The sequence below is a fragment of the Parasphingorhabdus cellanae genome, from assembly GCF_017498565.1.
In the GTDB taxonomy this organism is placed as follows: Bacteria; Pseudomonadota; Alphaproteobacteria; order Sphingomonadales; family Sphingomonadaceae; genus Parasphingorhabdus; species Parasphingorhabdus cellanae.
In genome coordinates this window covers 2,246,766-2,262,428 of record NZ_CP071794.1, presented here as the reverse complement: position 1 = coordinate 2,262,428, position 15,663 = coordinate 2,246,766, and the positions used below count along the sequence as shown (strand labels likewise).

Sequence of the window (15,663 nt, the reverse complement as noted above, 5' to 3'; positions counted from 1 at the left end):
AACTATTTGTTCATGGCTGCTACACCTTTCCATCGGCCGATAAATTCAAGACCATATCCAAGGAAAGCAATTGCAATTCCGATTATAAGAAAAATCAACGCTTCTCCAATAGGTCCTATTGATCCCTCAAAGTTATAAACTTCAAACATCGCCATCTTGATGAGTGTACGATAAACACCAATCAAGGAACCAATTAATCCTATCAAGAGTGAGCATATTGATGCAGTCTTTAGATAACTCGTCCAGAGAGCATATCTTTCAGGTTTCAACTTAATGCTCTTGCTGTTGGTTGTCATGTTCTTGGCAAAAATCACTAGCATTGAGACAAAAATGGCCATCAGAATAGCCAAGACAAACCAAATCATCACATCTGGTTCTGGAGGATGATCAAATGCAAATTTGTTCTCTGGGGCTATTTTAGCTGCTACCATGGTCTTTTCCGAAACGCTGTAATTTACGAAACTACATTTGACAGGGTCGTCCAGCAAGCGTAATTGACTGCTAAAGCCCGTCCGGGCTACCTTTCATGTGAAAATTTGACGGCGCATATGCTGCACACATGCAAAAACAAAATAACTTCCTAATATTTTTGGATAAACCTCCATGCATTTAAAAGAACTAAAAGAAAAATCGCCCGCTGGTCTCGTCTCCATGGCGGAAGAACTGGGCGTTGAAAGCGCATCTACCTTGCGCAAACAGGATCTGATGTTCGCGATTCTGAAAGAACTCGCGGATCAGGACGAACTGATCATGGGCCTCGGCACAATTGAAGTGCTGCCCGACGGTTTCGGCTTTTTGCGCTCGCCTGAAGCCAATTATCTCGCCGGCCCTGACGATATTTATGTCTCACCGAACCAGGTCCGTAAATTCGGCCTGCGCACCGGCGATACGGTCGAAGGCGAAATTCGGGCGCCGCGGGACGGCGAACGCTATTTCGCGTTGACGAAACTGACCGCGATCAACTTTGACGAGCCCGATGCGGTCCGTCACCGGGTTAATTTTGACAATCTCACCCCGCTTTACCCGGATGAGAAGCTGACCCTCGACAGTCTCGACCCGACGGTCAAAGACAAGTCAGCCCGCGTCATCGATATTATTTCGCCGCAAGGCAAAGGCCAGCGTGCCCTAATCGTGGCACCGCCGCGGACAGGTAAAACCGTTCTGCTGCAAAATATCGCCAAGGCGATTACCGACAACCATCCGGAAGTTTATCTGCTCGTTCTGCTGATCGATGAACGGCCGGAAGAGGTGACCGATATGCAGCGCTCAGTGAAGGGCGAAGTGATCAGTTCCACCTTTGACGAACCGGCGACACGCCACGTGCAAGTTGCTGAAATGGTTATTGAAAAAGCCAAACGCTTGGTCGAGCACAAGCATGATGTTGTCATTCTTCTCGACTCTATCACGCGTCTGGGCCGCGCCTATAATACGGTCGTGCCAAGCTCCGGCAAGGTGCTGACCGGTGGTGTGGATGCCAATGCTTTGCAACGTCCGAAACGGTTTTTCGGTGCCGCGCGTAATATTGAGGAAGGCGGTTCGCTTTCCATCATCGCAACCGCGCTGATTGATACCGGTAGCCGGATGGACGAGGTTATCTTTGAAGAATTTAAAGGCACCGGTAACTCCGAAATCGTGCTGGATCGCAAAGTTGCCGACAAACGGATCTTCCCGGCGCTGGATGTTGGCAAATCCGGTACACGTAAGGAAGAATTGCTGGTCGAGGATGACAAGCTCAAGAAAATGTGGGTGCTGCGCCGTATCCTCATGCAAATGGGTACGATCGACGCGATGGAATTCCTACTCGACAAGATGAAGGACAGCAAAGCCAACGACGATTTCTTCGACAGCATGAATCAATAGGAAGATTCAAACGGTGCGCTCCCTCTGAGCGCGGCTGGGAGCAGAGGCCAGTTATGATTATGGAACAGGCTTTGCTGCAGGTCAAAGTGGGGCAGTCCGATCAGTTTGTCGCAGCGATGCAAAAGGCAAAGCCGCTTATTGCAGCTCAGCCCGGCTTTCAGTCGATAGAAGTTCGTCCGTTGGTAGACGGTCCTAACCAATATCTGTTGTTGGTCGGATGGGATTCGGTCGAATCCCATCGCGACGGCTTTCGCAAGTCTCCGGAATATCCCCAATGGCGCGCCTTGCTTCATGACTTTTATGACCCTATGCCGACCGTAACTTATTTTGGACCTTCGATTTTTTCATGATTGATCTTCTTTTTATACTGACCGCTGCATTGCCCGACGGACTCGGTTCTCCTGCCGATATTTGGGCAGCGATTGTCCATGATTTTTCGAATATCGGATCGCCGGAAGCACTCGCGGCCTTTGGCCAGGTGGTCTTGATCGATCTGGTTTTCGCGGCCGATAATGCGATTGTGGTCGGCGCGCTGGCCGGTGGTCTGCCGCCAGATCAGCGCCGCAAGGTGATTATCATCGGTATCAGCGCAGCCTTGATCATGCGGATCATTTTTGCGCTCGCGGTAAGCATGCTGCTTTCGATCGTGGGACTGATTTTTGCTGGTGGTTTGCTGCTTTTGTGGGTGGCATGGAATTTCTGGCGTGAAATTTTCCATGAAGGGGAGTCTCCCGGTTCTCCAGAAATTGCCGGTGACGAACATAGCGGCGTGAAATCTACCAAGACATTCTGGGGAGCCGTCTGGGCGGTTACAGCAGCCGATATCTCGATGAGCCTCGACAATGTTCTCGGCGTTGCTGGGGCCGCGCGCGAGCATCCCGGCATATTGGTTGTCGGATTGCTGTTATCGGTCGCGCTAATGGGTCTCGCGGCCAATGTGATTGCCAAATATATCGAGCGGTATAAGTGGATAGCTTATATCGGTCTGGCGGTGATCGTCTGGGTCGCTGGGCGCATGATTTATGACGGTATCGTCGATCCTAAACTAGGGATGATGACGCTGTTTTAAGGCAGATGGGGAGCAGATTAAGGCCACCCTACATCGATAAATTGGAGGTGGGTTAGAGGAATCCAATTGCTCATTTGACCTATAACGGCACCGCGTTGAGGTGCCGACCAAACTTCTCCGATTTCTGTATCAGTCTCACTGTCAAATAGCTGACCGTGCCAATCGTTAAGATTTGTAAACCAAATTTTACCAACAACCATAGCTAAAACCACCTTATATAGTATTTATGCTCCTTCTTTCCGACTATATGTTGAGTTCCTATGATGTTCTACTTTTGAATTACTGAGTTTTGTGCAATACTCAGTAAATGGATAAGTATTACGCAGCAGAAATAAGTAGGATTGCTGGTTTTTCAAAACCGCATATGCTTGGATACTTGGAACGAACTGAAATTTTCATTCGAGAAAATTGGGAAGACCGACGACACGGCAAGGTCAAAAAGTATACATTCAGAGATTTGATTGTACTACGGGCAATTAAGAAAATGTTGGATATCGGAATTCGCCCTTTAAGGGTGAAAGAGGTCCTTCAGAACTTATGTAAAGAGGAAGAATTGCCTAATAACAGGGCCGCAGCGGAGTTGTTCGCGAAGACCGGCAACTCTTTATTTCTGATATCTGAAGAATCGGTCATTTTTGTCAACAATGACCAGCAGATGATAGATTTAACCAAAAGCCGCCAATTAGCTTTTTCATTTATGGTTGGTGTATCAGATCTTATTCTGGAACTAGCTCCTGTCGTCGAGATGTACGAACCGCAACGTACAGGTAATTGGACTCATGACGAAAAAATACTAGAAGAAGTATGTAATACAATTGGCATGTAGCTAGGCCTTCATCTTCTCCAGCATCTTACCCATTTCATCCCAGACCTTGTTGATCGCCTGTAATGGGCGGACCATGACCTTGAAATCCTGAATTTTGCCGTCGTCATTCCAGCTGATGATATCGACACCATTGACCTGAATATCATCCAATTGCAGCTCAAATTCCAGCATCGCCATATTGGCGCCATCGTCGATAATCTCTCGCATATACCGGAAACTATCATTCCCCAGGACATTATCCGCCGCCAGCAGATAGGCCATAACGATGGGCTTTCCGGCCTGCGGCGTATGCACGACGGGGGAGTGGAATACCGCATTGTCGGCGAGTTGCGCGCTTAGCGCGGCTTCGCTTTTGTCGGCCATGCGGGCGTGCCAGGCTTTTAAATTGTCCCGGGTGCTCACGCCAAATGCGCCTTGAAAAAGGCGGCCGTGCGTTCGTCTGCCAGATTTGCCGCCTTTTCATCGCGCCGGGTCCCAAATTCAGCGGCAAATCCGTGATCCAGCCCCTCATAATCGTGCAGCGTCACCTTCGGGTGGTCGTCCAGCCCTTCATGCATTGCTGCCTGTGCATCAGCCGGTACAAAGCCATCGGAGGTGGGGATATGCAGCATGACATCATGCGCGATCGCGTTTTTCTCGCCCAAAAGGCCATCGATACCCACGCCATAATAGCCAACAGAGGCATCAATATCCGTACGCGCCGCCGTCATAAAGGCGAGCCGCCCGCCCAGACAATAACCGACGCAGCCGACTTTTCCGCCATTGACGCTTTCACGGGCAAAATGAATCGCCGCTTCAATGTCTCTGATGCCCTGATCCTGATCAAATTTGCCCATGAGATCGAGCGCGACCTGAAATTCTTCCTGAATATCAGCATCAAGATCAGTGCCTTCGTTGATCCGCCAGAACAGATCTGGCGCAACGGCGAGATATCCGGCCTTGGCCCAATGATCGCATTTCGCCTTGATGCCCGGATTCACACCAAAAATTTCCTGAATCACGATGATTGCCGCTTTGGCCTCACCGTCTGGCTTGGCGACATAGCATGGAAATTCTGCTTCTCCGCTCAGCGTTTTAATCGGTTTCATTTCATCCATTTTCTTGCGCTCCTTTGATCATGACTTGATTATTGGTGCACATTATCCCCATATCCTGTTGTGGCAAGGTGGAACATCATCTGTTGCGGTGAGGGGGAACTTCGCTTCAACAACATTATAAGAGGAAGCCAATATGAAAGTAACCGTAGAGCTGGATTGCACACCCGAAGAAGCGCGCCGCATGATGGGTCTGCCGGATGTCGCAAAACTCAACGAAACTTATGTGAAAGAATTGTCTAAATTCCTCCAGGGCGCCAGTTCGGTAGAGCAGTTGCAGAATTTCACCAAGATTATCGCCCCCATGGGTGAGGCCGGTATAAAGATGTTCTCTTCCTTCGTGAGCGGGGCGATGGGTGCCGGTAACGGAAAATCTTCCTCGACCAAGAAAAAAGATTAGATATCAAATAGTTAAATAATGTCCGCGGCTGACACTATCTTTGCATTGTCCAGTGGGCAACCACCGGCGGCCATCGGTGTCATCCGGATTAGCGGTCCACAAGCATCGGGTGTTTTGCGCGTTCTGAGTGGCTCCGTGCCGCATGAAAGACGTGCCAGTCTGGCAAAACTGACCGACCCGGCCAGTGGCGAACTGCTTGATACGGCTCTTATATTATGGTTCCCGGGACCAGGTAGCGCGAGTGGTGAAGATCTGGCCGAAATTCATTGCCACGGCGGCCGGGCTGTCATTCGCGCGCTGGAAACCGCACTTGAAAATATGGACGGACTGCGTCGAGCGGAACCCGGGGAATTTACCCGCCGGGCTTTTACGCATGGGCGTATGGATTTAGCGGAAGCTGAGGGATTGTCCGATCTGCTTTTCGCGGAGACCGAGCTACAACGCCGTTCCGCGGTTCAGGCGGCAGGCGGAGCGCTTTCGCGAAAGGTGGAGGATTGGCAAAACACCATCTTGCGCCTTTCCGCCATGGTCGAGGCAGAGCTCGATTTTTCCGACGAAGACGATGTGACGCCCGCGCAATTGTCTGTAGTCCAATCGGCAGCCGCTAAACTGGCGACTGAAATGAAAAACATGCTGGATCGCCCGCGCGCAGAAAAGTTGCGCGAAGGGGTTCGGGTTGTTTTGGGCGGTCCGCCCAATAGCGGCAAATCAACTTTGCTCAATGCGCTTGTCGAAAGAGAAGCGGCGATCGTCTCTCCGATTGCGGGAACGACGCGCGATGTGATTGAGGTGCCGATTGCGATCAAGGGCATACCCTTTTTGTTTATCGACACCGCCGGTGTTCGCGATGAAGGGGCGGAAGAAATAGAGCGGATAGGGATTGATCGCGCGCGCCAGCAATTTGATACAGCGGATCTGATATTGTGGCTCGGTCCGGAAGGGGAGGGTCCGAAGGCACCCAATCTGGTCGAGATTGCATCGCGCCAGGATCATGCCGAATATCAACCAAAGTCTTCCGGCGTTCTTTCTGTATCTCCGGTAGCCGGTGCCGGGATGGATGCGCTGGTGACGTTGCTGGTGGATCGCGCGAAAGATATTGTCCCGCGTGGTGACGAGGTCAGCGTCAACAAACGTCAGGCCGATCATCTGGCGGAAGCGCAGGTGAGTCTCCATCAGATATCCGAAGTGCAAGACTATTTGATTATCGCCGAGCAATTGCGATTGGCCCGCGCGGCGCTCGATGTGCTGACAGGACGGGCGAGCACCGAAGACATGCTCGATACCCTGTTCGGGGAATTCTGCATCGGGAAATAGACTGTTTCACGTGGAACATATTTCAATCTTGTTCCAACGGGCGAGATCATTTTGACCTGAAACCCGCCTTACGCTATGGGCACAGCATGAATCGTGATTTTGATCTTATTGTCGTCGGTGGCGGACATGCAGGCTGTGAAGCTGCCGCTGTGGCTGCGCGCATGGGCGTGCGCACGGCATTGGTCAGTTTCACCAAAGACAGCATCGGCGCGATGTCCTGCAATCCGGCCATTGGCGGCCTGGGCAAGGGGCATTTGGTTCGAGAGGTTGACGCGTTTGACGGCTTGATCGGAAGAGCCGCCGATGCAGCCGCCATCCATTACCGCATGCTCAATCTGTCCAAGGGCGCCGCTGTGCAAGGCCCGAGAGTCCAGGCAGATCGTAAGCTTTATAAAGCCGCCATCCATCATATGCTGGATGCGCAGAACAATCTGTCCATTGTCGAAGGCGAGGTTGCGTCGCTGATCTTTGATGGGCAGACGGTCAGCGGAATTTGCTTGGCAGATGAAAGCAAGATCACCGCGTCCGCTGTCATATTGGCGACTGGAACTTTTCTAAACGGAAAACTGTTCCGCGGCGAAGAAACTGTTGCGGGTGGACGGACAGGGGAGGCCAGTGCGGTGTCTCTGGGTCAGCAGATTCGCGACGCCGACCTCCCGATAGCGCGCCTGAAAACCGGAACGCCGCCGCGCATCGATGGCCGGACGATAGATTGGGCCGCACTCCCCGAACAGCCTTCCGACGATGATGACTGGACCATGTCACCGCTTTCAACGCGGCGAGACGTGCCACAGATTTTCTGTGCCGTCAGCCGGACCAGCGCAGCGACCCATGATATTATTCGTGACAATCTCGACCGCTCGCCTTTGTTCAGTGGCGCGATCGATGCGCAGGGGCCGCGCTATTGCCCATCAATAGAAGACAAGATTCACCGCTTCGCTGATCGGGATTCCCATCAGGTATTTCTAGAGCCGGAAGGGCTCGACACCAATCTGGTTTATCCCAACGGTATCAGCACCTCTCTGCCTGCCGATGTGCAGGAGGCCTTTGTCCGGACCATGGACGGCCTGTCCAAAGCCGAAATCATCGTGCCGGGCTATGCGGTAGAATATGACCATATTGATCCGCGGGCTTTGGATCGGTCGTTAAAGGTCCGTGATCTGGACGGCCTTTATTGTGCCGGTCAGATAAACGGTACAACCGGATATGAAGAAGCCGCGGCACAGGGCCTGATCGCCGGCATTGGCGCGGCCTGTGCGATTCAGGGAAAGGCTGCTCCGGAGCTGGATCGCGGCACCAGCTATATGGCGGTGATGATTGACGATCTGGTGCTGCAGGGCGTGACCGAGCCTTATCGGATGCTAACGGCGCGTGCGGAATATCGCCTGCGCCTGCGGGCCGACAATGCGACCACCCGGCTTAGTCCGGTGGCAGCGTCCATTGGCTGCTTGGGCGGAGAAAGACAGCGTTGGTTTGATGCACGGGAAGTCCAGCGCCATGCGCTTATGGAAGAGTTGCAGACCGTCCATAGCTGTGAGGTTATTGCGGATCAGGACATTGAGGTTCGCCGCGATGGTACCAAACAATCTCTGTTCGACTGGCTGCGTTTCCCCAACATTTCCATAGCGGCGCTGGAAGAGCTGGGCATATCTGTTGCAGATGTGGACTCTGTGTTGCTGGCCGAAGTTGAGGAAGATGCCCGTTATGCGCCTTATCTGCAGCGGCAGGAATCGGAACTTAAAGACCTGCGAGCGAATGAACAGATACGCTTGGGTGATGATCTTGATTATGCCGCAATCGCCGGACTGTCGAATGAGATGGTCGAGCGCTTGAAGAGCGCACGTCCAGAAACACTGGCTGCCGCTTCACGGGTTCGCGGGATTACACCAGCGGCATTGGCCGCAATCCTCGTTCATGCCCGTCGCCGAGAAGCCAAGACCCTGGCGGCATGATCGGACTATGACGGAGCAAGAGGCGCAGGACTGGCTGCGCGCAAATTTTGATGTTTCACGTGAAACATGGGAGCGGCTCGAGCAATTTCTAGCGCTTCTGGCTGAAGAGATGCAGCACCAGAATCTGATATCCAAATCGAGCGCCGACCATGTTTGGGATCGGCATGTTGTAGATAGCGCGCAACTGTTGCTCCATGCACCGAAGGACGGAAGCGACAAAATTTGGATGGACCTGGGGACCGGGGCAGGCTTCCCAGGGATCATCACTGCCATATTGGGCGACTATAAAGTGCAGATGGTTGAATCGCGGGCCCGCCGCATAGCCTTTCTGGAATCTGTCGTAACAAAGCTGGGACTTACCGAAAAAGCGTTGGTTTTTGGCGACCGATTGGAGAATGTCGAAAGCCATCCTGTGGATGTTATAAGCGCCAGGGCTTTTGCGCCGTTGCAAAAACTGTTGTCACTTTCTCACCGGTTTTCCACAGAAAATACGGTTTGGCTCTTACCAAAAGGCAAAAATGCGGTAAGGGAGTTAAAAGGCCTATCGCCAAAACGGCAAAAAATGTTCCACGTGGAACAAAGTTTGACCGACCCGGAAGCGGGAATATTGGTGGGAATAGGCTGAAAACGTTTATTTATATCAGCTTAGCGAAGGGTTCTGCGTAAAATGGTCCGGATAGCGATAGCAAATCAAAAAGGCGGCGTCGGTAAAACGACCACAGCCATTAATATGGCGACCGCTCTTGCTGCGAGTGGTTGGAAAGTCTTGCTGATCGACCTTGATCCGCAAGGCAACGCATCCACAGGCCTTGGTTTGAACCAGGCAGAACGCACGCATAGCAGCTATGACCTCCTGGTTTCAGATACACCGTTGGCAGATTGCGTCATCAGTACGCGCGTACCGGGCCTTGATATCGTGCCGGCTGTTGTTGACTTATCTGGCGCCGAAGTAGAGCTGGTAGAGTTTGAAGAACGCACACATCGGTTGAAAAAGGCCTTGGATGCCGGGGATGACGGTCAGTGGGATATTTGTCTGATCGATTGTCCGCCATCATTAGGTCTGTTGACACTTAATGCTATGGTCGCGGTGGAATCGCTTTTGGTGCCCCTGCAATGCGAATTTTTTGCATTGGAAGGCCTCAGTCAGTTGTTGCAGACAGTGGAGCGCATAAGAGCCCGTTTCAACCGCGCTTTGTCGGTAATGGGTGTTGTCCTCACTATGTATGATCGCCGCAACAAACTGACCGAGCAAGTGTCTGATGATGTCCGAGCCTGTCTTGGCAATGTCGTATTCGATACCGTAATCCCTAGAAACGTGCGGCTTTCCGAGGCTCCGAGCCATGGTTTGCCCGCTCTTATTTATGATCATCGGTGCAGTGGTTCGGAAGCCTATATTAATTTGGCACGGGAATTAATCTCTCGTCTGCCAGAACGGAAGGTAGCTGCATGATGGCGAAAGAAGAGGAAGCTCCATTGCCGAAAAAGGCTGCAATCAAAAAAGCTACCGGACTGGGCAGGGGGCTAAATTCGCTTTTTGGCGAGATTCAGCGCGAAGAGCCGCTGATTCAGGCACCAGAAACCGAAATCGATGATGATAGCCCAGAAACGCGCACCGATGGGCTGCGCTCTATAGCGATTTCCGATATCCGTCCAAATCCTGATCAGCCGCGGCAGACGTTTGATAATGAAGCGTTGGATGAACTGGCCGACAGTATGAAGCTGCGGGGTGTGATTCAGCCCATTGTCGTCCGCCCTCATGGCAAGAATTTTCAGATTGTCGCTGGCGAACGTCGCTGGCGAGCAGCTCAGCGCGCCAGGCTCCATCGGGTTCCAGCAATTGTTCGCAGTCTCAATGACGCGGAAACGCTTGAAATCGCGATTGTCGAGAATGTGCAGCGCCGTGACCTGAATGCTGTGGAAGAAGCTGAGGCTTATGTGAAGCTGAAAGACGACTTCGGCCATAGCCAAGCGAAGCTTGCGGAACTGGTGGGTAAATCACGAAGCCACATCGCTAACCTTATGCGGTTGCTGGAGCTACCCGAATCGGTCCGGACGCTGGTTGGCGAAGAAAAACTGACCATGGGCCATGCCCGGGCGCTGATTAACGCGCCGGATTCGGCGGAATTGGCCCAACAGGTGGTCAAGCAGGGCCTTTCGGTAAGGGATACAGAGAAGCTGGTGCGCAAGGCGCTGGGTGGATCGCGGCGTAAGAGCAAGCCACCATCAGCGGGCATCGGTGACAGCGATGCCGATATTCGCGCGGTAGAAAGCCATTTGGGGGATCTTTTGGGCCTGAAGGTCACGATTCAATCTAAGGGTCAGGCAGCCGCGGGGTCTATGACAATAGATTATAGCAATCTCGACCAGCTCGATCTGATTTGTCAGCGTTTAACCGGCGAACATATTTAATTTTCCCGCCTTTTCATATGATTCTGATGGCATATCCTTGACTCTCAAATCTAAAAATTTGTAAACTCAACCAGTTAAATCAAAATATTTCAAACATTTAACTGGTTCACAATTCTTTAACCATGGCTGGCAGCAAAGCCTTATCCTTTCTGGTCGATAAGCAATCTCGAATGTTGGCGTATAGCGACGTTTGGCCAGTGGGTTTGGCTAGACGCACCGTAGGCGCCCTTTCGTCTAGTAGTTTATATATAGGGACCAGAAAATATGTCTAAATTTATCAAAGCCGTTGTGGCTTCTTCCGTACTTGCGGCTTCCGTTATGGGTGCAAACGCTGCTCACGCTGCAACGGCTTCTGCTGATGCGCGTGCCAATATCCTGGAACAGGTTACTGTAACCAACACTTCAGATCTTGATTTCGCAACCATCGTTACCGGCGCTACCGCCGGCACCGTTGTTGTAGACTCCGCTGGCGCCGTTACCTGCGCCGCTGCTCTGGTTTGCTCAGGCACAACCACCGCTGCTGGTTTCACCGTTGCTGGTACAACCGGCCAGACTGTTGACATCGATGCCGATGCAAACGTTACGCTGACCAACGCTGGTGGTAATGCCATGGTCGCAACGCTGACGGAAAGCGTTACCACGCTGACCATCTCTGGCGTTGCTGCAACCGATGTTTTCTCGGTAGGCGGAAGCTTGGCTGTTGGTGCAAACCAAGCCGATGGCGCATATCTTGGTAACTTTGACGTGACCGTCAACTACCAATAAGCATTAGCTAGGTCGACAAACTGTCGACTGGTTAAAGAACAAGAAACCCGTCTGTAACACAGGTTGCAGGCGGGTTTTTACTATTTGTCTTATAGTGATGTTACAGCGATTATTTGCTGTGGTTAGCGCTTTGGTAACCCTCTTTCTCCATAGTGAGCGATGTGGGGATATTGGCGGTTAGCCGTCAAGTCCGGAATATTTACAAACCGGAGACAATGATGAAGACCAGCGGTCTCAAACGATTCAACAAACTTTATGCCGGCTTTGCCATAATCGGCTCGGCGCTTTTGCTTCCGAATATGCCAGCGCATGCAGCCGGGGATCTCCTGGTTGCGCCAACGCGCATTGTTCTTGATGGGCAGCGCGGTACAGAGGTTATTCTGAACAATATCGGTTCAGAAACAGCGACTTATCGCGTTTCTCTTGAGCTGCGCAGAATGACGGCGGAGGGTAAGCTTAAGGATGTCAGTGCCGAGGAAGCCAATCAGGTTGAACTGGCCGCCAAAGAGATGATCCGGTACGCCCCGCGACGGGTGACATTGCCGCCCAACCAACCCCAGGCCATTCGCTTGGGCATACGGCCACCGCAAGATCTGCCCGATGGCGAATATCGCGCACATCTGCTGTTTCGCGCCATCCCCAAAGCGAAAGCAGTCACGGAGCTGGAAAGCACGAGCGGTGGCTTCACCATCGCACTGACTCCCATATATGGCGTAACCATTCCGGTGATAATTCGTCAGGGAAATTTGCAGGCTACGGCAGGAATTGCCAATGCGCGCGTAGAAACAAGCGGCAATGGACAGGCCTTTGCTTTTGACCTCAGCCGAACTGGTGATCGTTCGACCTATGGCGAGATACGCGTACGCAAACAGGGCGAAAGCGAGCCGATATTGGTGGCGCGCGGTATTGCCATTTATCCTGAAGTTGAGCGACGTAAGGTCACTTTGCCGGTACCAGCAGACATTGCTGCCAAGCTTAAAGGCGCGATTTCTGTTGAATATTATGAACCTGATAATGCTGGCGGTGGTTTGATTACCAAAAGCCAGATTGTTTTAAGATAGTACCTAATATCAGTATATTAGGCTGACTTCAGAACGTTAAGCAGTCAGAATATCGATGATGAAAAAGCACCTTTCCATAATCGGCCAGCGTTTCAAATCGCTGGCAATGGCCGCCGGGATCAGCACGATCCTGGCGGCATCGCCGGTTATGGGGCAGGCCGCACCGGTGGGATCGTCGAATAGCCAGTCATCATGGACGGCAAATGACGATGATGCGCTACTTTTCGATCTGCGCTCCGGTAAATACCGCCTTGGTGACGGCGTACGCGGTTACCAAACGGACAATGGTGTTTGCGTAGACTTTGGCGATGTCATCATGGCATTGGATGTACCCATTAGGTTGGATAAAAAGTCGCGCCGCGCAACTGGCTGGATATTTGCCGAGCGAGAAACACTGACCGTTGAGCGAGATAGCAATACGGTACAAAAGGTGAACGACAGGAAAAAACTGTCCCCTGGGGATGTTTACGATACGCCAGAGGGCTGGTGCGTAAACGTTAAAACCCTTTCCAATTGGCTAGACCTGCCGTTGGTTCCAGATCTGTCCAACGCCTTGCTGACAATCGAATCGAACAGGAAACTGCCATTCCAATTGGCCTTGGAGCGCAAAGAGCGGGCGGCGAAAATCCGGCCACGTCGCAGTTTTGATTTGTCGAGCCTGCCGCAATCGACCGAACCGTATAAATTATGGCGGACACCATCAGTTGATGCTGTTGTTTCTGCTGGTGGCCTGCGCGACAAACGATCCGGACGGCAGATCGATGTGCGCTACGAGCTATTTGCTTCTGGAGAAGTTGGAAAAGCCTCTTTTGACGCACGCCTATCGTCTGATGACCAAGGCGTGCCGGAAAGCCTGCGCGTCCGGGCCTATCGCACAGATCCCAAAGGCGGTCTTTTAGGACCGCTCAAGGCCACCCACTTCGCGTTGGGCGATGTTTCGACCTTTTCGACCCCGCTTGTGTCCCAAAGCACAGTCGGCCGAGGGGCAGTAATCACCAATCGCCCCGTTGATCGGCCCGATAACTTTGACCGCACGAGTTTTCGCGGCGAATTGCCAGAGGGTTGGGATGCGGAATTATACCGCAACGGACAATTGTTGGCCTTTGCGGAAACCCGCTCGGATGGCCGGTATGAATTTATTGATGTACCGCTTCTTTATGGTCAGAATCGCTTTGAAGTCGTGCTCTATGGCCCACAAGGCCAAGTTCGCAGGGACAGCAAGTCGGTTCCTGTTGGGCTCGATTCGATTCCACCGCGCAAAACCTACTATTGGGCGGGCGGACAAGAGGCTGGTAAGGATCTGATCAACTTCAATTCCTTTCTGCCGATTGAACAGGCCGGTTGGCGTGGCGGTTTCGGTATAGAGCGGGGGCTCAATGCGAAAACATCGGTCGCAGCGTCTCTATTCAGTCTGCAGATCGACGGTGTACGCCGCAACTATGTCGAGGGGTCAGTTCGCCGGGCTGTTGGGCCGACACTCGTTGAGCTGACTGTATCATCTGACCTCGAAAAGGGCACCGCTTTTCGCGGTCAACTGCTTGGTGAGCTCGGCAACACGTTCATTACAGCCGAGACTATCTGGGCACGAGGCAATTTTCGGTCAGATCAAATTGAACAAAACGTGAACGGCAGGCATAGCCTCTCGCTCGACCATAATTTCAAACTGGGCAGCAAGATTGTCCCCTTTCATATTGACGCGCAATATGAAACACGATCGGATGGGCGGTCCTCTCTTGATTTAACCGGTCGCGCATCACTGAACTTGCGGCGTTTTTCGCTCACAGGTGAATTAAACTGGGAAAAACGGTTCAACGATTTGGGTCCCAATCTACCCGATATTGCAGAGGCACGGCTTTTGGCCAATGGCCGTATTTCCGGGATCAGGTTGCGCGGCGAAGCAACTTACCGGATCGCGCCAGAGAAACGCTTCGAAAGGGTTAATTTTACCGGCGAATGGCGCGCAGGAAACCGGGCTGACTGGCGCGCAGAGCTTGGCTATGATGTCGGGCTCGATCGCGGCCGTGCTGGAATTGGGATAATCCGTCGTTTTGACAAATTTTCACTGACCGCTAGCGCAGAAGCCGCGACAGATGGTTCTGTGGCCGCCGGATTGAACCTTGCTTTCAGTCTGGGTCCTGATCCGCGCAATGGCAAATTCCGTTTCTCAAATAACAAGCTCGCCAATAGCGGTCAGGCGCTAGCGATTGTCTATCGGGACAAAAACCGTGATGGAATAAGGCAAGCCGAAGAAGAGCTGGTCGAAAATGTGGAACTGACAGCCGGTAAATCCACTGCGCTGACGCCAACCAATGCTAAGGGACAGTCGATCATTGATAATCTCGAACCGTTCCGACCGGTTCTGATTGGCATAGATACCAGCAGCTTGCCTGATCCTTATGTTCAGCCGGCGCTTCCCGGTATTGTCGTAACGCCGCGCCCTGGTATTGCCGCGACCGTCGAGTTACCGCTTGTCAGCGCGGGTGAGGTTGAAGGCACTCTGATCCGCAAGGGCGGTGGACTGTTGGCGGGTGTCGGTCTGGAATTGCTTGATGTTAACGGCCGCGTAACTCACGAAACGCAAAGTGAGTTTGATGGGTTCTTCCTGTTTGAAGGTGTGCCCTATGGATCTTATCAGCTGCGTGTTCAGAAATTGTCCGCGCAGGCTATTGGAATCTCGCCGATAGTGAATATCCGGGCGGTGGTTGATGATGATAATCAGGTCGCCAAGCTAGGCGTTGTTGTGGCGACTTCCGATTCGGTAATGGCGAAACTCGGTGATGTCCCGACCGGGGCTTCTGCGGGATCGCCTGACCCTTAACATATAGTGCGCCTTAACAATGGCTCCCCTGATCGTGTCTTGTGCGTTTACGCTGTTCTGCTAAGCTTTTGGGCTGTTTGAGAGCTCAGAGTAGA

Annotated in this window: 16 protein-coding genes; 13 read left to right on the top strand and 3 right to left on the bottom strand. The window is 52.4% G+C overall.

Annotation, left to right across the window (positions count from 1 at the left end; translation table 11 throughout):
• Window positions 1-2: 2 nt before the first annotated feature.
• Complete coding sequence (locus J4G78_RS10760; protein WP_207986573.1) at window positions 3-431, bottom strand: MotA/TolQ/ExbB proton channel family protein; 429 nt, start codon at window positions 429-431, stop codon at window positions 3-5.
• Between the two features lie 172 nt (window positions 432-603).
• Here J4G78_RS10760 and rho point away from each other — a divergent pair, with 172 nt between their 5' ends.
• From rho to J4G78_RS10740, 4 genes are all read left to right on the top strand, one after another.
• Window positions 604-1,860 (top strand): transcription termination factor Rho, encoded by a 1,257-nt coding sequence (gene rho / locus J4G78_RS10755; protein WP_207986572.1) that lies wholly within the window; start codon window positions 604-606, stop codon window positions 1,858-1,860.
• Between the two features lie 53 nt (window positions 1,861-1,913).
• Window positions 1,914-2,210 (top strand): antibiotic biosynthesis monooxygenase family protein, encoded by a 297-nt coding sequence (locus J4G78_RS10750; protein WP_207986571.1) that lies wholly within the window; start codon window positions 1,914-1,916, stop codon window positions 2,208-2,210.
• Window positions 2,207-2,929, top strand: a complete 723-nt coding sequence (locus J4G78_RS10745) for a TerC family protein (RefSeq protein ID WP_207986570.1) — start codon at window positions 2,207-2,209, stop codon at window positions 2,927-2,929. Before J4G78_RS10750 ends, J4G78_RS10745 begins: the two co-directional genes overlap by 4 nt.
• A 307-nt stretch (window positions 2,930-3,236) precedes the next feature.
• Window positions 3,237-3,755 carry a MerR family transcriptional regulator gene (locus J4G78_RS10740; RefSeq protein WP_207986569.1) on the top strand — a complete coding sequence of 173 codons (519 nt, stop codon included), beginning with the start codon at window positions 3,237-3,239 and terminating at the stop codon, window positions 3,753-3,755.
• Here the strand turns inward: J4G78_RS10740 and J4G78_RS10735 are convergent, their stop codons facing one another.
• Both J4G78_RS10735 and J4G78_RS10730 read right to left on the bottom strand, forming a co-directional pair.
• Window positions 3,756-4,118: a nuclear transport factor 2 family protein gene (locus J4G78_RS10735; protein WP_207986568.1), complete on the bottom strand. Its 363-nt coding sequence runs from the start codon at window positions 4,116-4,118 to the stop codon at window positions 3,756-3,758.
• A 35-nt stretch (window positions 4,119-4,153) separates the two neighbouring features.
• On the bottom strand, window positions 4,154-4,852 hold the full coding sequence (locus tag J4G78_RS10730) for a dienelactone hydrolase family protein (RefSeq protein ID WP_207986567.1): 699 nt from the start codon (window positions 4,850-4,852) through the stop codon (window positions 4,154-4,156).
• A 133-nt stretch (window positions 4,853-4,985) separates the two neighbouring features.
• On the opposite strand from J4G78_RS10730, the gene J4G78_RS10725 reads away from it, so the two are divergent.
• The 9 genes from J4G78_RS10725 to J4G78_RS10685 all read left to right on the top strand — a co-directional run bounded on the left by J4G78_RS10725 (window position 4,986) and on the right by J4G78_RS10685 (window position 15,568).
• Window positions 4,986-5,249 (top strand): DUF6489 family protein, encoded by a 264-nt coding sequence (locus J4G78_RS10725; protein ID WP_207986566.1) that lies wholly within the window; start codon window positions 4,986-4,988, stop codon window positions 5,247-5,249.
• A gap of 18 nt (window positions 5,250-5,267) precedes the next feature.
• Window positions 5,268-6,563, top strand: coding sequence for a tRNA uridine-5-carboxymethylaminomethyl(34) synthesis GTPase MnmE (mnmE, locus tag J4G78_RS10720; RefSeq protein ID WP_207986565.1), 1,296 nt, complete (start codon window positions 5,268-5,270; stop codon window positions 6,561-6,563).
• A gap of 86 nt (window positions 6,564-6,649) precedes the next feature.
• On the top strand, window positions 6,650-8,515 hold the full coding sequence (gene mnmG, locus J4G78_RS10715) for a tRNA uridine-5-carboxymethylaminomethyl(34) synthesis enzyme MnmG (RefSeq protein ID WP_207986564.1): 1,866 nt from the start codon (window positions 6,650-6,652) through the stop codon (window positions 8,513-8,515).
• 7 nt (window positions 8,516-8,522) lie between these two features.
• On the top strand, window positions 8,523-9,140 hold the full coding sequence (gene rsmG, locus J4G78_RS10710; RefSeq protein ID WP_207986563.1) for a 16S rRNA (guanine(527)-N(7))-methyltransferase RsmG: 618 nt from the start codon (window positions 8,523-8,525) through the stop codon (window positions 9,138-9,140).
• Window positions 9,141-9,182: 42 nt separating this feature from the next.
• Window positions 9,183-9,965 (top strand): ParA family protein, encoded by a 783-nt coding sequence (locus tag J4G78_RS10705; RefSeq protein ID WP_207986562.1) that lies wholly within the window; start codon window positions 9,183-9,185, stop codon window positions 9,963-9,965.
• On the top strand, window positions 9,962-10,924 hold the full coding sequence (locus J4G78_RS10700) for a ParB/RepB/Spo0J family partition protein (protein ID WP_375140333.1): 963 nt from the start codon (window positions 9,962-9,964) through the stop codon (window positions 10,922-10,924). The genes J4G78_RS10705 and J4G78_RS10700 overlap by 4 nt, the downstream gene beginning before the upstream one ends.
• Before the next feature lie 264 nt (window positions 10,925-11,188).
• Window positions 11,189-11,689 (top strand): DUF4402 domain-containing protein, encoded by a 501-nt coding sequence (locus J4G78_RS10695; RefSeq protein WP_207986561.1) that lies wholly within the window; start codon window positions 11,189-11,191, stop codon window positions 11,687-11,689.
• A gap of 218 nt (window positions 11,690-11,907) precedes the next feature.
• The gene (locus tag J4G78_RS10690) at window positions 11,908-12,750 is read left to right on the top strand and encodes a fimbrial biogenesis chaperone (protein WP_243457060.1); all 843 of its coding nucleotides are present in this window, start codon (window positions 11,908-11,910) and stop codon (window positions 12,748-12,750) included.
• A gap of 55 nt (window positions 12,751-12,805) precedes the next feature.
• A complete protein-coding gene (locus tag J4G78_RS10685; protein WP_207986560.1) occupies window positions 12,806-15,568 on the top strand; it encodes a carboxypeptidase regulatory-like domain-containing protein in 2,763 nt (920 codons plus the stop codon).
• The last annotated feature ends 95 nt before the right edge of the window (window positions 15,569-15,663 follow it).

Bases quoted from the DNA above. Each gene is read 5' to 3' on its own strand.
- J4G78_RS10745 (WP_207986570.1), top strand. From the start codon at position 2,207: ATGATTGATCTTCTTTTTATACTGACCGCTGCATTGCCCGACGGACTC.
- J4G78_RS10760 (WP_207986573.1), bottom strand. From the start codon at position 431: ATGGTAGCAGCTAAAATAGCCCCAGAGAACAAATTTGCATTTGATCAT.
- rho (WP_207986572.1), top strand. From the start codon at position 604: ATGCATTTAAAAGAACTAAAAGAAAAATCGCCCGCTGGTCTCGTCTCC.
- J4G78_RS10695 (WP_207986561.1), top strand. From the start codon at position 11,189: ATGTCTAAATTTATCAAAGCCGTTGTGGCTTCTTCCGTACTTGCGGCT.
- J4G78_RS10725 (WP_207986566.1), top strand. From the start codon at position 4,986: ATGAAAGTAACCGTAGAGCTGGATTGCACACCCGAAGAAGCGCGCCGC.
- mnmG (WP_207986564.1), top strand. From the start codon at position 6,650: ATGAATCGTGATTTTGATCTTATTGTCGTCGGTGGCGGACATGCAGGC.
- J4G78_RS10705 (WP_207986562.1), top strand. From the start codon at position 9,183: ATGGTCCGGATAGCGATAGCAAATCAAAAAGGCGGCGTCGGTAAAACG.
- rsmG (WP_207986563.1), top strand. From the start codon at position 8,523: ATGACGGAGCAAGAGGCGCAGGACTGGCTGCGCGCAAATTTTGATGTT.
- J4G78_RS10730 (WP_207986567.1), bottom strand. From the start codon at position 4,852: ATGGATGAAATGAAACCGATTAAAACGCTGAGCGGAGAAGCAGAATTT.
- J4G78_RS10735 (WP_207986568.1), bottom strand. From the start codon at position 4,118: ATGGCCGACAAAAGCGAAGCCGCGCTAAGCGCGCAACTCGCCGACAAT.
- J4G78_RS10700 (WP_375140333.1), top strand. From the start codon at position 9,962: ATGATGGCGAAAGAAGAGGAAGCTCCATTGCCGAAAAAGGCTGCAATC.
- J4G78_RS10740 (WP_207986569.1), top strand. From the start codon at position 3,237: ATGGATAAGTATTACGCAGCAGAAATAAGTAGGATTGCTGGTTTTTCA.
- mnmE (WP_207986565.1), top strand. From the start codon at position 5,268: ATGTCCGCGGCTGACACTATCTTTGCATTGTCCAGTGGGCAACCACCG.
- J4G78_RS10685 (WP_207986560.1), top strand. From the start codon at position 12,806: ATGATGAAAAAGCACCTTTCCATAATCGGCCAGCGTTTCAAATCGCTG.
- J4G78_RS10750 (WP_207986571.1), top strand. From the start codon at position 1,914: ATGATTATGGAACAGGCTTTGCTGCAGGTCAAAGTGGGGCAGTCCGAT.
- J4G78_RS10690 (WP_243457060.1), top strand. From the start codon at position 11,908: ATGAAGACCAGCGGTCTCAAACGATTCAACAAACTTTATGCCGGCTTT.